This is a genomic window from Pseudomonas sp. SJZ074 (assembly GCF_007828215.1).
GTDB lineage: Bacteria > Pseudomonadota > Gammaproteobacteria > Pseudomonadales > Pseudomonadaceae > Aquipseudomonas.
On sequence record NZ_VIUE01000008.1, the window covers coordinates 135,357 to 149,925 of the forward strand.

16 protein-coding genes are annotated in these 14,569 nt (G+C 57.3%); all 16 read left to right on the forward strand.

Features of this window, described 5'->3' with window-relative positions; all coding sequences use genetic code 11:
- Nucleotides 1–478: 478 nt before the first annotated feature.
- The 16 genes from rpmH to atpG all read left to right on the forward strand — a co-directional run bounded on the left by rpmH (nucleotide 479) and on the right by atpG (nucleotide 14,557).
- Complete coding sequence (gene rpmH / locus FBX99_RS12045; RefSeq protein WP_003213577.1) at nucleotides 479–613, forward strand: 50S ribosomal protein L34; 135 nt, start codon at nucleotides 479–481, stop codon at nucleotides 611–613.
- 16 nt (nucleotides 614–629) lie between these two features.
- The gene (gene rnpA, locus FBX99_RS12050) at nucleotides 630–1,031 is read left to right on the forward strand and encodes a ribonuclease P protein component (protein WP_218570580.1); all 402 of its coding nucleotides are present in this window, start codon (nucleotides 630–632) and stop codon (nucleotides 1,029–1,031) included.
- On the forward strand, nucleotides 1,024–1,269 hold the full coding sequence (yidD, locus tag FBX99_RS12055) for a membrane protein insertion efficiency factor YidD (protein WP_010465488.1): 246 nt from the start codon (nucleotides 1,024–1,026) through the stop codon (nucleotides 1,267–1,269). Before rnpA ends, yidD begins: the two co-directional genes overlap by 8 nt.
- A 2-nt stretch (nucleotides 1,270–1,271) precedes the next feature.
- Nucleotides 1,272–2,954 (forward strand): membrane protein insertase YidC, encoded by a 1,683-nt coding sequence (yidC, locus tag FBX99_RS12060; protein WP_144930036.1) that lies wholly within the window; start codon nucleotides 1,272–1,274, stop codon nucleotides 2,952–2,954.
- A gap of 79 nt (nucleotides 2,955–3,033) precedes the next feature.
- Complete coding sequence (gene mnmE, locus FBX99_RS12065; protein WP_144930037.1) at nucleotides 3,034–4,404, forward strand: tRNA uridine-5-carboxymethylaminomethyl(34) synthesis GTPase MnmE; 1,371 nt, start codon at nucleotides 3,034–3,036, stop codon at nucleotides 4,402–4,404.
- Between the two features lie 526 nt (nucleotides 4,405–4,930).
- Nucleotides 4,931–6,829 carry a tRNA uridine-5-carboxymethylaminomethyl(34) synthesis enzyme MnmG gene (gene mnmG, locus FBX99_RS12075; protein WP_145131699.1) on the forward strand — a complete coding sequence of 633 codons (1,899 nt, stop codon included), beginning with the start codon at nucleotides 4,931–4,933 and terminating at the stop codon, nucleotides 6,827–6,829.
- A gap of 5 nt (nucleotides 6,830–6,834) precedes the next feature.
- Complete coding sequence (gene rsmG / locus FBX99_RS12080; RefSeq protein WP_178111922.1) at nucleotides 6,835–7,470, forward strand: 16S rRNA (guanine(527)-N(7))-methyltransferase RsmG; 636 nt, start codon at nucleotides 6,835–6,837, stop codon at nucleotides 7,468–7,470.
- 18 nt (nucleotides 7,471–7,488) lie between these two features.
- On the forward strand, nucleotides 7,489–8,286 hold the full coding sequence (locus tag FBX99_RS12085) for a ParA family protein (RefSeq protein WP_024777783.1): 798 nt from the start codon (nucleotides 7,489–7,491) through the stop codon (nucleotides 8,284–8,286).
- Between the two features lie 9 nt (nucleotides 8,287–8,295).
- A complete protein-coding gene (locus tag FBX99_RS12090) occupies nucleotides 8,296–9,168 on the forward strand; it encodes a ParB/RepB/Spo0J family partition protein (protein WP_144930040.1) in 873 nt (290 codons plus the stop codon).
- 148 nt (nucleotides 9,169–9,316) lie between these two features.
- Complete coding sequence (locus tag FBX99_RS12095) at nucleotides 9,317–9,724, forward strand: F0F1 ATP synthase subunit I (RefSeq protein ID WP_041023020.1); 408 nt, start codon at nucleotides 9,317–9,319, stop codon at nucleotides 9,722–9,724.
- Nucleotides 9,725–9,740: 16 nt separating this feature from the next.
- On the forward strand, nucleotides 9,741–10,610 hold the full coding sequence (gene atpB, locus FBX99_RS12100) for a F0F1 ATP synthase subunit A (RefSeq protein ID WP_047703951.1): 870 nt from the start codon (nucleotides 9,741–9,743) through the stop codon (nucleotides 10,608–10,610).
- Nucleotides 10,611–10,744: 134 nt separating this feature from the next.
- On the forward strand, nucleotides 10,745–11,002 hold the full coding sequence (gene atpE, locus FBX99_RS12105) for a F0F1 ATP synthase subunit C (protein WP_003097235.1): 258 nt from the start codon (nucleotides 10,745–10,747) through the stop codon (nucleotides 11,000–11,002).
- 58 nt (nucleotides 11,003–11,060) lie between these two features.
- Complete coding sequence (locus tag FBX99_RS12110; protein ID WP_144930041.1) at nucleotides 11,061–11,531, forward strand: F0F1 ATP synthase subunit B; 471 nt, start codon at nucleotides 11,061–11,063, stop codon at nucleotides 11,529–11,531.
- 12 nt (nucleotides 11,532–11,543) lie between these two features.
- Nucleotides 11,544–12,080, forward strand: a complete 537-nt coding sequence (locus FBX99_RS12115) for a F0F1 ATP synthase subunit delta (RefSeq protein ID WP_144930042.1) — start codon at nucleotides 11,544–11,546, stop codon at nucleotides 12,078–12,080.
- 21 nt (nucleotides 12,081–12,101) lie between these two features.
- The gene (atpA, locus tag FBX99_RS12120) at nucleotides 12,102–13,646 is read left to right on the forward strand and encodes a F0F1 ATP synthase subunit alpha (protein WP_024777788.1); all 1,545 of its coding nucleotides are present in this window, start codon (nucleotides 12,102–12,104) and stop codon (nucleotides 13,644–13,646) included.
- Nucleotides 13,647–13,696: 50 nt separating this feature from the next.
- Nucleotides 13,697–14,557, forward strand: coding sequence for a F0F1 ATP synthase subunit gamma (gene atpG, locus FBX99_RS12125; protein WP_030139034.1), 861 nt, complete (start codon nucleotides 13,697–13,699; stop codon nucleotides 14,555–14,557).
- Nucleotides 14,558–14,569 lie beyond the last annotated feature (12 nt).

Sequence of the window (14,569 nt, forward strand, 5' to 3'; positions counted from 1 at the left end):
CCCTCACCCACGATTTATCAATGTGTTAACTCACAAAAAGGCGACAGTCGGTCAGTGGATAAGCTCTGTGGATAACCAGGCCTGAGGTCGTTGTACAAGTGACGGCGAAACTCGGTGGATAAACGCCCTGTGGATAACCACCCTTTCCACACACAGCTTATCCGCCCCTCCAGCACAGGCTGGGCACTGTTTTCCCGTGTAGTTGTCCTTCTCTGTACATGGTGAACCACAAGGGCTTGAGGTGGTTATCCACAGATAGACGGCGGCCTAGTCTTTATAAGCTTCACAGAAAAGCTTTAAATAATTCCCTTCTTTATTTCTATATCTGGCACAGCGTGATCACTGGCCGGACGCCTGAACATCTATTTAAAGGAAACGTTGGTTGGAAATTGACCTATGGACTTGCTTTCTCTAGAATCCCCGGTCTCTTAAAACGGGGGCCATTCCGGCCCGTTGTGGACGAACCAGGTAACACGACATGAAACGTACTTTCCAACCAAGCACTATCAAACGCGCTCGTACCCACGGTTTCCGTGCTCGCATGGCTACCAAGAACGGTCGTGCCGTCCTGTCGCGTCGTCGCGCCAAAGGTCGTGCGCGTCTGGCAGTTTGATAACCCGGCACTGGAGGTGAGTCAGGACTTCAGTCGGGAAAAGCGTCTGCTTACACCCCGGCATTTCAAGGCAGTCTTTGACTCCCCTACCGGCAAGGTTCCGGGGAAAAATCTCCTGCTCCTTGCGCGCAGTAACGATCTCGATCACCCCCGCCTAGGGCTGGTTATCGGGAAAAAGAGCGTCAAGCTCTCCGTGCAGCGCAACCGTCTCAAACGTCTGATGCGCGAATCGTTCCGCCTGAACCAGGATTCACTGGTCGGATGGGACATAGTTATCGTCGCGCGCAAAGGTTTGGGGGACGTAGAAAACCCTGAACTGATTCAGCATTTCGGCAAACTCTGGAAGCGTCTGGCCCGTAACAAGCCAACATCGCCAGTCAACACCGAAACTGCAGGGGTAGACAGTCCCGATGCGTAAACTGGCACTCGTTCCGATCCAGTTTTACCGCTACGCCATTAGTCCCCTGATGGCCAGTCACTGTCGTTTCTACCCCAGCTGCTCCTGCTACGCGTACGAAGCCATAGAAAATCATGGCCTTCTGCGCGGTGGCTGGCTGACCTTTCGTCGTTTAGGTCGCTGTCATCCGTGGAATCCCGGCGGTTATGACCCGGTTCCGCCTATCCCTACCTCCCGTTCTTCTTCGATGGCCGAGTAATCATGGATATCAAACGCACGATCCTGATCGTCGCCCTGGCAATCGTGTCTTACGTCATGGTTCTTAAATGGAACCAGGACTATGGCCAGGCTGCCCTGCCGACTCAGAATGTTGCAGCCAGCAATACCGCACCGAGCCTGCCGGACACCACTTCCGGCACCAACGCTACCAGCAGTGACGACATTCCACGCGCGGCAAGCGATACCAGTGCGCCTGCCGAAGCCCCGGTGGCTGCAAGCAAGGATCTGATCCAGATCAAGACCGATGTGCTCCAGCTGGCAATCGATCCACAGGGTGGTGACATCGCCCAGTTGACGCTGCCGCTTTACCCGCGTCGCCAGGATCATCCGGACATTCCTTTCCAACTGTTCGATAACGGTAACGAGCGGACCTATCTGGCCCAGAGCGGCCTGATTGGCGCCAATGGCCCGGATGCCAATCCGGCCGGTCGCCCGGTCTACGCCTCGGAGAAGAAAAGTTATCAACTGGCCGACGGTCAGGACCAACTGGTCGTGGACCTGAAGTTCAGCAAGGATGGCGTCAACTACATCAAGCGTTTCACCTTGAAACGTGGCCTGTATGACGTGGTGGTGTCCTACCTGATCGACAACCAGAGCGCGCAGCCCTGGTCCGGTGCGATGTTCGCGCAATTGAAGCGCGATGCCAGCGCCGATCCTTCCTCCAGTACCGCCACCGGCACCGCGACCTACCTGGGGGCAGCCCTGTGGACAAGTTCTGAGCCGTACAAGAAAGTGTCCATGAAGGACATGGACAAGGCGCAGCTCAAGGAAACCGTTCAAGGGGGCTGGGTAGCGTGGCTGCAGCACTATTTTGTAACCGCCTGGATCCCGCAGAAGGGCGAAAACAACATCGTCCAGACCCGCAAGGACAGCAAAGGCAATTACATCATTGGCTACACCGGTCCTGCATTGACTGCTGCGCCGGGTGCCAAGGCTGAAACCAGCGCTACGTTGTATGCCGGTCCGAAAAGCCAGGCCGTACTGAAACAGTTGTCCCCAGGTCTGGAATTGACCGTGGACTACGGTTTCCTGTGGTTCATTGCCCAACCGATCTTCTGGCTGTTGCAACATATCCACAGCATCGTCGGTAACTGGGGCTGGTCAATCATCTTCTTGACCATGCTGATCAAGGGCTTGTTCTTCCCATTGTCGGCTGCCAGCTACAAATCCATGGCTCGCATGCGCGCCGTGGCTCCGAAACTGGCCGCTCTGAAAGAACAGCATGGCGATGACCGGCAGAAAATGTCCCAGGCCATGATGGAGCTGTACAAGAAAGAGAAGATCAACCCGCTGGGCGGTTGCTTGCCGATTCTCGTACAGATGCCTGTGTTCCTGTCGCTGTACTGGGTTCTGCTGGAAAGCGTGGAAATGCGCCAGGCGCCTTTCATGCTGTGGATTACCGACCTGTCGATCAAGGATCCGTTCTTCATCCTGCCGATCATCATGGGCGCCACTATGTTCATCCAGCAGCAGCTGAACCCGACGCCTCCGGACCCTATGCAGGCGAAGGTCATGAAAATGATGCCGATCATCTTCACCTTCTTCTTCCTGTGGTTCCCGGCCGGTCTGGTGCTGTACTGGGTTGTGAACAACGTGTTGTCCATTACTCAACAGTGGTACATCACGCGTAAGATCGAATCGGCTACGAAGAAAGCCGAGGCGTAACTTGCACTGTGGATAACCACACAGAACGCCCCCTAGTGGGGCGTTTTGCTATCTGTCACTTTTGTCTGGATACCGGTTTATGAGCACACCTCGTGAAACCATCGCCGCCGTTGCCACCGCCCAAGGTCGCGGTGGCGTCGGCATCGTCCGTATTTCGGGGCCTCTGGCCAGTGTCGCGGCCCAGGCCATCAGCGGTCGTGAGCTCAAGCCACGGTTTGCTCATTACGGCCCATTCTTCAGTGACGACAAGCAGGTGCTCGACGAAGGCCTCGCTCTGTATTTCCCGGGGCCGAATTCATTCACCGGTGAAGACGTACTGGAACTGCAGGGCCATGGCGGGCCCATCGTGCTGGACATGCTACTCAAGCGTTGCCTTGAACTGGGTTGTCGGCTGGCCCGGCCGGGGGAATTCAGTGAACGGGCCTTCCTCAACGACAAACTCGACCTGGCCCAGGCCGAAGCGATTGCCGACCTCATCGAAGCCAGTTCGGCCCAGGCAGCGCGCAATGCCTTACGTTCGTTGCAAGGTGCTTTCTCGCAGCGTGTGCATAACCTCACCGAACAATTGATCGGCTTGCGTATCTACGTTGAAGCGGCGATCGACTTCCCGGAAGAAGAAATCGACTTCCTCGCCGATGGCCATGTGCTTAGCATGCTTGATAAGGTTCGCGATGAATTATCCACAGTATTGCGCGAAGCGGGGCAGGGTGCCCTGTTGCGTGACGGTATGACGGTGGTGATCGCTGGACGGCCAAACGCAGGTAAATCCAGCCTGCTGAATGCCCTGGCTGGTCGTGAGGCAGCGATTGTCACAGAGATCGCCGGTACCACCCGAGACATCCTGCGCGAACATATCCACATCGATGGCATGCCGCTGCACGTGGTGGACACTGCGGGTCTGCGAGATACCGATGATCATGTGGAAAAGATTGGCGTTGAACGGGCACTGAAGGCTATTGGCGAGGCCGATCGTGTATTGCTGGTGGTCGATGCGACGGCACCGGAAGCGGATGATCCTTTTGCGTTGTGGCCTGAGTTCCTCGAAGTGCGCCCGGACCCGGCGAAAGTCACCTTGATCCGTAACAAGGCCGACCTGACCGGCGAAGCAATCGCCCTTGAGGTCAGCACCGACGGTCACGTGACCATCAGCCTGAGCGCAAAAGCCGCAGGAGAGGGCCTGGAACTGCTGCGTGAACATCTCAAGGCCTGCATGGGCTACGAGCAAACCTCGGAAAGCAGCTTCAGCGCCCGGCGTCGTCACCTCGAAGCCTTGCGTCATGCCAGCGCCGCGCTGGAACACGGTCGTGCACAGTTGACGCTGGCGGGTGCCGGTGAGTTACTGGCCGAAGATTTGCGCCAAGCCCAGCAATTCCTGGGAGAAATCACCGGCGCCTTCAGCTCCGATGACTTGTTGGGGCGGATTTTCTCTAGCTTCTGCATCGGCAAGTAACACCTTCCCTCAAAGCGGGCTGCAGATCTGTTCCCTGCGGCCCGGCGTCCCTTTTCCTTCTCTCGATTGCCCTTCATGGCGGCTCGCCCATGGGGTTCGCTTGTGGATTAAGCCCTGTGGGTAACTGACGTTGAGCTCAGTTGATAAACCCCCTCGAAAAGTGAAGATAACCTGCCCTGTGGATAACCATTCACTTAATCCACAGGCTTACACCGCTTATCCAAGCCCCTCAGCGCCAGATGATCACAGGGTTCAGGATCTCTGTACATATTGAATTTAAAGGCCTGTAGGGTTTTATCCACAGAATGCTTGGGCTGTAAGAATAAACATAAAAACAAAGGTTTTATAAATTTCTTTCTTTTTTATTTTTTTAACCGCGAGTTCTCCACAGCTGGTTAAATTTTGTGCAAAGGGTTCTTTAGGAAAGGGGAAGTCCCTATACTTGCCGACCTGGTCCATAAAACATTCGGACCAGGCTCATAACCTATTTCCGAATTACCTGAATTAAGCAGGCACGAGGTGCGTGGTGGATTTCCCTTCCCGTTTTGAAGTGATCGTCATCGGCGGCGGTCATGCCGGTACCGAGGCAGCACTTGCATCAGCGCGCATGGGTGTAAAAACCCTGCTGTTGACGCATAACGTGGAAACCCTCGGCGCCATGAGCTGTAACCCAGCCATCGGTGGTATTGGCAAAAGCCATCTGGTCAAGGAAATCGATGCCCTCGGCGGCGCGATGGCGATGGCTACCGATAAGGGCGGTATCCAGTTTCGCGTATTGAACAGCCGCAAGGGCCCCGCGGTACGGGCCACTCGTGCCCAGGCCGACCGGGTCCTGTACAAGGCCGCTGTCCGCGAAATCCTGGAAAACCAGCCGAACCTGTGGATATTTCAACAAGCGGCTGATGACCTGATCGTCGAACAGGATCAGGTACGCGGTGTCGTGACGCAGATGGGCCTGCGTTTCTTCGCCGATTCCGTAGTGCTGACCACTGGGACATTCCTTGGCGGACTTATCCACATTGGTTTGCAGAACTTTTCCGGCGGTCGCGCGGGTGATCCGCCGTCAATCGCGCTGGCTCACCGTTTGCGCGAGTTGCCATTGCGTGTCGGGCGCTTGAAAACCGGTACGCCACCGCGTATCGACGGCCGGTCTGTGGATTTCTCGGTGATGACCGAGCAGCCTGGTGATACGCCGATCCCGGTAATGTCGTTCATGGGCAACAAGGAACAGCATCCACGGCAAGTCAGTTGCTGGATCACCCACACCAATGCCCGCACCCATGAAATCATTGCGGCGAACCTCGATCGTTCACCGATGTATTCCGCTGCCGGTGAAATTGAAGGCATTGGCCCGCGTTATTGCCCGTCGATCGAAGACAAGATCCATCGCTTTGCCGACAAGGAAAGCCACCAGGTCTTCATCGAGCCGGAAGGCCTGACCACACACGAGCTGTACCCGAACGGGATCTCCACCTCCCTGCCGTTCGATGTGCAATTGCAGATCGTGCAATCGATTCGCGGCATGGAAAACGCCCACATCGTTCGCCCCGGCTACGCCATCGAATACGACTATTTCGACCCGTGTGATCTGAAGTACAGCCTGGAAACCAAGGTCATCGGCGGCCTGTTCTTCGCCGGGCAGATCAACGGCACTACCGGTTACGAAGAGGCTGGCGCCCAAGGGTTGTTGGCCGGTGCCAACGCGGCACTGCGCGCCCAGGGCAAAGACAGCTGGTGCCCGCGCCGCGATGAGGCATACATCGGTGTGCTGGTGGACGACCTGATTACCCTGGGTACCCAGGAACCGTATCGGATGTTCACGTCCCGTGCCGAATATCGCCTGATCCTGCGTGAAGACAACGCCGATCTGCGCCTGACCGAGAAAGGTCGCGAGTTGGGGCTGGTAGATGATGTGCGTTGGGCTGCGTTCTGCAAGAAACGCGAAGGGATCGAACTGGAAGAACAGCGGCTGAAAAGCACCTGGGTACGTCCCGGTACCGAACAGGGCGACGCCATCGCGGCGAAATTCGGCACGCCGCTGACGCACGAATACAATCTGCTCAACCTGTTGAGCCGGCCGGAAATCGACTACGCCGGGCTGGTGGAAGTAACGGGCCAGGGCGCGGAAGATCCGCAGGTCGCCGAACAGGTCGAGATCAAGACCAAGTACGCAGGCTACATCGACCGCCAGCAGGACGAGATCGCCCGGCTGCGCGCCAGCGAAGACACGAAACTGCCTGTGGATATCGATTACACCGGTATTTCCGGGTTGTCGAAAGAAATCCAGAGCAAGCTCGGTGCGACCCGTCCAGAGACCCTGGGCCAGGCATCGCGCATCCCCGGCGTAACCCCAGCGGCGATTTCCCTGTTGATGATTCATTTGAAAAAACGCGGCGCGGGCCGTCAGTTGGAGCAAAGCGCTTGAGTTCGATGGTCACCTCACAACACGCCGAAGAATTATCCACAGGTGCCCGTCAACTCGGGGTCAGCCTGAGCGAAGCCCAGCATGCGCAACTGCTGGGTTACCTGGCGTTGTTGATCAAATGGAACAAGGCCTACAACCTGACCGCCGTGCGGGATCCGGATGAAATGGTCTCGAGACATCTGCTTGACAGTCTCAGCGTGATGTCTTTCATCGAAAACGGTCGCTGGCTCGATGTCGGCAGCGGCGGTGGCATGCCAGGAATACCGCTGGCGATCCTGTTTCCGGCTTCGCAAGTGACCTGCCTGGACAGCAACGGCAAGAAAACCCGCTTCCTGACCCAAGTCAAACTCGAGCTCAAGCTGGACAACCTGCAAGTTATCCACAGCCGGGTCGAAGCGTTCCAACCTGCACAGCCGTTCAACGGGATCATCTCCCGGGCCTTCAGCAGCATGGAGAACTTCAGCAACTGGACTCGCCACCTGGGCGATGTCGAAACACGCTGGCTGGCAATGAAGGGCGTCCATCCGGCCGATGAGCTGGTAGCATTGCCGTCGGATTTCCACCTCGATAGCGAACACGCCCTGGCCGTACCCGGTTGCCAAGGCCAACGCCATCTGCTGATACTGCGCCGCACGGCATGATTGGGAACACAAGCAAGAATGGCTAAGGTATTCGCGATAGCGAACCAGAAGGGTGGTGTGGGCAAGACCACCACCTGCATCAACCTCGCAGCATCCCTGGTCGCGACCAAGCGACGGGTGCTGTTGATCGACCTTGATCCACAGGGCAACGCCACCATGGGCAGTGGTGTGGATAAACATGGCCTGGAAAACTCCATCTATGACGTCCTGATCGGTGAATGCGATCTGGGCCAGGCCATGCATTTCTCCGAACACGGCGGTTATCAACTGCTGCCGGCCAACCGTGACCTGACGGCGGCCGAAGTGGTGCTGCTGGAAATGCAGATGAAGGAAAGCCGTCTGCGCAGCGCATTGGCGCCGATCCGGGAAAACTACGATTACATCCTGATCGACTGCCCGCCGTCGCTGTCGATGCTGACCCTTAACGCCCTGGTGGCCGCCGATGGGGTCATTATCCCCATGCAGTGTGAGTACTTTGCCCTGGAAGGCTTGAGCGACCTTGTGGATAACATCAAACGCATCTCCGAATTGCTGAATCCGGACCTGAAGGTCGAAGGTCTGTTGCGAACCATGTACGACCCGCGCCTGAGCCTGATGAACGACGTATCGGTGCAGCTCAAGGAGCACTTCGGCGAGCAACTCTACGACACGGTCATTCCACGTAACATCCGCTTGGCCGAAGCACCGAGCTATGGCATGCCCGCCCTGGCCTACGACAAACAATCCCGTGGTGCGCTGGCTTACCTGGCCCTGGCGGGCGAAATGGTTCGCCGCCAGCGCCGCAACCCACGCACCGCTGCCGCCCAGCCAACTTAAGGAAACCCCATGGCCATCAAGAAACGTGGTCTCGGACGTGGACTGGACGCGCTGCTCAGCGGTCCCACCGTCAGTGCGCTGGAAGAGCAGGCCGTACAGGCCGACCAGCGCGAGCTGCAACACTTGCCGCTGGATCTGATCCAGCGCGGCAAGTACCAGCCACGCCGGGACATGGACCCGCAGGCGTTGGAAGAACTGGCTCAGTCGATCAGGGCCCAGGGCGTGATGCAGCCGATCGTGGTTCGTTCGATCGGTAATGGGCGCTTCGAGATCATTGCCGGAGAACGCCGCTGGCGCGCCAGCCAGCAGGCCGGCCAGGAAACCATTCCGGCGATGGTGCGTGACGTATCGGATGAAACCGCCATCGCCATGGCGCTGATCGAGAACATCCAGCGCGAAGACCTCAACCCGATCGAGGAAGCGGTCGCGCTGCAACGTCTGCAGCAGGAATTCCAGCTGACCCAGCAACAAGTCGCCGAAGCGGTGGGCAAGTCCCGCGTCACCGTGGCCAACCTGTTGCGCTTGATTGCGTTGCCGGAAGTCATCAAGACCATGCTGTCCCATGGCGACCTGGAAATGGGTCATGCCCGGGCCTTGCTCGGATTGCCGGAAAATCAACAGGTTGAAGGGGCGCGACATGTTGTCGCACGAGGCCTGACCGTGCGCCAGACCGAGGCACTGGTTCGTCAGTGGCTGAGCGGTAAACCGGCCCCCGTCGAAGCCCCCAAACCGGACCCGGATATCGCCCGCCTGGAACAGCGCCTGGCCGAGCGGCTGGGCTCTACGGTGCAGATTCGCCACGGCAAGAAGGGCAAGGGGCAATTGGTAATCGGTTACAACTCCCTCGATGAGCTGCAAGGCGTCCTTGCGCACATTCGCTGAAACAATTGCTCTTGTAGCGCGCGATCGGAAATCACTACCCGGCAGTTGAATAGGGGCAGAACCGCCCCTATACTCTGCGCGCATTTTGTCGGCACAAATTATGCCAAGTTATTGATTTCAGGCAGCCGACCATTGGAGAGCAAAAGCGATGGAAACCCGCACGCCAAACCGCCTGCCATTCCATCGTCTGGCTGTTTTCCCGGTGTTGATGACTCAGTTGGTCGTTGTACTGATCGCCTCATTGGCGCTCTGGCAATGGAAAGGAGTCGTCGCCGGATACTCGGGTCTTTGCGGAGGCCTGATAGCCTTGCTTCCCAATATTTATTTCGCTCACAGGGCATTTCGGTTTTCCGGCGCCCGAGCAGCCCAAGCCATCGTCCGGTCTTTTTATGCCGGTGAGGCGGGGAAACTGATTTTGACGGCAGTGCTGTTTGCATTGACGTTCGCAGGTGTGAAGCCGTTGGCACCACTGGCTGTATTCGGTGTCTTCCTGTTGACCCAGATGGTCAGCTGGTTCGCTCCCCTGCTAATGAGAACAAGACTTTCGAGACCTTAGGGCGTTTGAGGCAACCATGGCAGAGACAACCGCTTCGGGCTATATCCAGCACCACTTGCAGAACCTGACCTTCGGTCAGCTACCCAACGGCGGCTGGGGCTTTGCCCACTCCGCAGCAGAAGCCAAGGAAATGGGTTTCTGGGCTTTCCACGTCGATACCCTCGGCTGGTCGGTCGCGCTGGGTCTGATCTTCGTTTTCCTTTTCCGCATGGCAGCCAAGAAGGCGACTTCGGGCCAGCCAGGTGCCTTGCAGAACTTCGTTGAAGTCCTGGTCGAGTTCGTCGACGGTAGTGTGAAGGACAGCTTCCATGGTCGCAGCCCGGTGATCGCACCGCTGGCCCTGACCATCTTCGTCTGGGTGTTCCTGATGAACGCCGTCGACCTGGTACCGGTCGACTGGATTCCTCAACTGGCCATCCTGATCTCCGGTGACCACCACATCCCGTTCCGCGCCGTGTCGACCACCGACCCGAATGCGACCCTGGGTATGGCGTTCTCGGTTTTCGCACTGATCATTTTCTATAGCATCAAGGTCAAGGGCATCGGCGGCTTCATCGGCGAACTGACCCTGCACCCGTTCGGCAGCAAGAACATCCTCGTTCAGGCCCTGCTGATCCCGGTGAACTTCCTGCTGGAATTCGTGACTCTGATCGCCAAGCCGATCTCTCTGGCTCTGCGTCTGTTCGGCAACATGTATGCCGGCGAGCTGGTGTTCATCCTGATCGCCGTGATGTTCGGCAGCGGCCTGCTCTGGCTCAGCGGCCTGGGCGTCGCACTGCAATGGGCGTGGGCTGTGTTCCACATCCTGATCATCACCCTGCAGGCGTTCATCTTCATGATGCTGACCATCGTCTACCTGTCGATGGCGCACGAAGAAAACCATTAAGGCCAGTCTCGACTAGTCTGATGTCCTTCCCGGTCAAACGGGAAGGGGGCCGAACAGGCCATGATGAAACGATTTGTTTTACCGCTTTAAATTAAAAAAACCTAAACCATACGACGTAAAAGTCGGGAGGAAAGATGGAAACTGTAGTTGGTCTAACCGCTATCGCTGTTGCACTGTTGATCGGCCTGGGCGCACTGGGTACCGCAATTGGTTTCGGCCTGCTGGGCGGCAAGTTCCTGGAAGGCGCTGCGCGTCAGCCAGAAATGGTTCCAATGCTGCAAGTCAAAATGTTCATCGTTGCCGGTCTGCTCGACGCCGTAACCATGATCGGTGTTGGTATCGCTCTGTTCTTCACCTTTGCGAACCCGTTCGTTGGTCAGATCGCTGGCTAATTACTCGGATTTCTCGAGTAGTTTGATGTGATGGACAACGTAACTGCGAGGTGTTGGCGTGAACATTAATGCGACCCTGATTGGCCAGTCCGTTGCGTTCCTGATTTTTGTATTGTTCTGCATGAAGTTCGTATGGCCTCCGGTCATCGCGGCTCTGCACGAACGTCAAAAGAAGATCGCAGATGGTCTGGACGCTGCCAGCCGTGCAGCTCGCGACCTGGAGTTGGCCCATGAAAAAGTGGGTCAGCAACTGCGCGAAGCGAAAGCCCAGGCAGCTGAAATCATCGAGCAAGCCAAGAAACGCGGTACCCAGATTGTCGACGAAGCCCGTGAACAGGCTCGCGTCGAAGCTGACCGTGTGAAGGCTCAGGCTCAAGCCGAGATCGAACAGGAACTGAACAGTGTCAAAGACGCCCTGCGCGCCCAAGTGGGTAGCCTGGCCGTTGGCGGTGCTTCGAAGATCCTGGGTGCCACAATCGATCCAAGCGCGCACGCAGAGCTGGTTAACCAACTGGCTGCTGAAATCTAAGCGAGGGCGATCATGGCAGAACTGACCACGTTGGCCCGACCTTACGCTAAGGCGGCCTTCGAGCACGCTCAGGCCCACCAGCAACTGGCCAATTGGTCAGCCATGCTCGGCCTGGCAGCAGCGGTGTCGCAAGACGACACCATGCAGCGCGTGCTCAAGGCCCCGCGACTGACGAGCGCACAAAAGGCCGCCACGTTCATTGACGTGTGCGGCGACAAGTTCGATGCCAAGGCACAGAATTTCATCCATGTCGTTGCTGAAAACGACCGTCTCCCGCTTCTGCCGGAGATCGCCGCCCTGTTCGACCTGTACAAGGCCGAGCAAGAGAAGTCGGTAGACGTGGAAGTGACCAGTGCTTTTGCATTGAACCAAGAACAGCAAGACAAACTCGCCAAGGTTCTCAGTGCACGACTCAACCGGGAAGTGCGCCTGCAAGTCGAGGAAGACAAATCCCTTATTGGGGGCGTTGTCATCCGCGCCGGCGACCTGGTTATCGATGGCTCGATTCGCGGCAAAATCGCGAAACTTGCCGAAGCATTGAAATCTTGAGTTTGAAGGGGCAGCAGAGCAATGCAGCAACTCAATCCTTCCGAAATAAGTGAAATCATCAAGGGCCGCATCGAAAAGCTCGATGTGACCTCCCAAGCCCGTAACGAAGGCACTGTCGTCAGCGTATCTGACGGTATCGTGCGGATTCACGGTCTGGCCGACGTCATGTACGGCGAGATGATCGAGTTTCCGGGCGGCGTCTACGGTATGGCCCTCAACCTGGAGCAAGACTCCGTAGGTGCCGTTGTACTGGGCGCTTACACGACTCTGGCTGAAGGCATGAGCGCCAAGTGCACCGGCCGCATCCTCGAAGTTCCGGTTGGTAAGGAACTGCTGGGTCGCGTAGTCGATGCACTGGGTAACCCTGTTGACGGCAAAGGTCCGCTGAACAACACCGAGACCGACGCGGTCGAGAAAGTTGCTCCAGGCGTGATCTGGCGTAAGTCGGTAGACCAGCCTGTACAGACTGGCTACAAGGCTGTCGATGCCATGATCCCTGTCGGCCGTGGCCAGCGTGAGCTGATCATCGGTGACCGTCAGATCGGTAAGACCGCTCTGGCGATCGACGCGATCATCAACCAGAAAAACAGCGGCATCTTCTGCGTATACGTGGCAATCGGTCAGAAGCAATCGACCATCGCCAACGTGGTTCGCAAGCTGGAAGAGAACGGTGCACTGGCTAACACCATTATCGTTGCTGCCAGTGCGTCCGAATCGGCCGCGCTGCAGTTCCTGGCACCGTACTCCGGTTGCACCATGGGCGAATACTTCCGCGACCGCGGTGAAGACGCGCTGATCGTTTATGACGATCTGTCCAAGCAAGCAGTGGCTTACCGCCAGATTTCCCTGCTGCTGCGCCGTCCGCCAGGACGTGAAGCCTACCCAGGCGACGTGTTCTATCTCCACTCCCGTCTGCTGGAGCGCGCATCCCGCGTTTCGGAAGAGTACGTCGAGAAGTTCACCAACGGCGCCGTGACTGGCAAGACCGGTTCCCTGACCGCTCTGCCAATCATCGAAACCCAGGCTGGCGACGTTTCCGCGTTCGTTCCGACCAACGTGATTTCCATCACCGACGGTCAGATCTTCCTGGAATCGGCCATGTTCAACTCGGGCATCCGTCCTGCTGTGAACGCCGGTGTTTCGGTATCCCGTGTAGGTGGTGCCGCTCAGACCAAGATCATCAAGAAGCTGTCCGGTGGTATCCGTACCGCCCTGGCCCAGTACCGTGAACTGGCGGCATTCGCCCAGTTCGCTTCTGACCTGGACGAAGCGACCCGTAAGCAACTTGAGCATGGTCAGCGCGTTACCGAGCTGATGAAGCAGAAGCAATACGCACCGATGTCGATCGCTGACATGGCGCTGTCGCTGTATGCCGCTGAGCGTGGGTTCCTGACTGACATTGAAATCGCCAAGATCGGCAGCTTCGAACAAGCGCTGATTGCTTTCTTCAACCGCGATCACGCCGATTTGATGGCCAAGATCAACGTGAAGGGTGACTTCAATGACGAAATCGACGCTGGCCTCAAAGCCGGTATCGAGAAGTTCAAGGCCACCCAAACCTGGTAAGCCGCAGCGGGAGCCGCAAGGCTCCCGCTTGCTAACCTGATAGGTGTTACATGGCAGGCGCAAAAGAGATTCGCAGTAAGATTGCGAGCATCAAAAGCACGCAAAAGATTACCAGCGCCATGGAAAAAGTGGCGGTCAGCAAAATGCGCAAGGCACAAATGCGCATGGCTGCTAGCCGTCCTTATGCGGAGCGCATCCGCCAGGTGATTGGTCATCTGGCCAACGCCAACCCGGAATATCGCCACCCCTTCATGATCGACCGCGCCGTCAAGCGCGTCGGTTACGTTGTGGTGAGCAGTGACCGTGGTCTGTGCGGTGGCTTGAACACCAACCTGTTCAAGGCCCTGGTCAAGGACATGGCGGTAAACCGCGAACAAGGCGTCGAGATCGATCTGTGCGTGGTAGGTAGCAAGGGTGCGGCTTTTTTCCGTAACTTCGGCGGTAACGTCGTCGCCGCTATCAGCCACCTGGGTGAAGAACCGTCGATCAATGACCTGATCGGCAGCGTCAAGGTGATGCTGGATGCTTACCTGGAAGGCCGGATCGACCGCCTGTCCGTGGTATCCAACAAATTCATCAATACCATGACGCAACAGCCGACCGTGGAGCAGTTGATTCCATTGGTTGCAACCCCGGAACAGGAACTCAAGCACCACTGGGACTACCTCTACGAACCGGATGCCAAGGAGCTGCTCGACGGCTTGATGGTCCGCTACGTGGAGTCGCAGGTGTACCAGGCGGTGGTCGAGAACAACGCAGCTGAACAAGCCGCGCGGATGATCGCGATGAAGAACGCTACCGACAACGCCGGTGATTTGATCAGCGATTTGCAGCTGATCTACAACAAGGCGCGTCAGGCTGCGATCACCCAAGAGATCTCGGAAATCGTCGGCGGCGCTGCCGCGGTTTAACGGTTCAAATAT

Bases quoted from the DNA above. Each gene is read 5' to 3' on its own strand.
- rpmH (WP_003213577.1), top strand. From the start codon at position 479: ATGAAACGTACTTTCCAACCAAGCACTATCAAACGCGCTCGTACCCAC.
- yidD (WP_010465488.1), top strand. From the start codon at position 1,024: ATGCGTAAACTGGCACTCGTTCCGATCCAGTTTTACCGCTACGCCATT.
- yidC (WP_144930036.1), top strand. From the start codon at position 1,272: ATGGATATCAAACGCACGATCCTGATCGTCGCCCTGGCAATCGTGTCT.
- mnmE (WP_144930037.1), top strand. From the start codon at position 3,034: ATGAGCACACCTCGTGAAACCATCGCCGCCGTTGCCACCGCCCAAGGT.
- rsmG (WP_178111922.1), top strand. From the start codon at position 6,835: ATGGTCACCTCACAACACGCCGAAGAATTATCCACAGGTGCCCGTCAA.
- FBX99_RS12085 (WP_024777783.1), top strand. From the start codon at position 7,489: ATGGCTAAGGTATTCGCGATAGCGAACCAGAAGGGTGGTGTGGGCAAG.
- FBX99_RS12090 (WP_144930040.1), top strand. From the start codon at position 8,296: ATGGCCATCAAGAAACGTGGTCTCGGACGTGGACTGGACGCGCTGCTC.
- FBX99_RS12095 (WP_041023020.1), top strand. From the start codon at position 9,317: ATGGAAACCCGCACGCCAAACCGCCTGCCATTCCATCGTCTGGCTGTT.
- atpB (WP_047703951.1), top strand. From the start codon at position 9,741: ATGGCAGAGACAACCGCTTCGGGCTATATCCAGCACCACTTGCAGAAC.
- atpE (WP_003097235.1), top strand. From the start codon at position 10,745: ATGGAAACTGTAGTTGGTCTAACCGCTATCGCTGTTGCACTGTTGATC.
- FBX99_RS12115 (WP_144930042.1), top strand. From the start codon at position 11,544: ATGGCAGAACTGACCACGTTGGCCCGACCTTACGCTAAGGCGGCCTTC.
- atpA (WP_024777788.1), top strand. From the start codon at position 12,102: ATGCAGCAACTCAATCCTTCCGAAATAAGTGAAATCATCAAGGGCCGC.
- atpG (WP_030139034.1), top strand. From the start codon at position 13,697: ATGGCAGGCGCAAAAGAGATTCGCAGTAAGATTGCGAGCATCAAAAGC.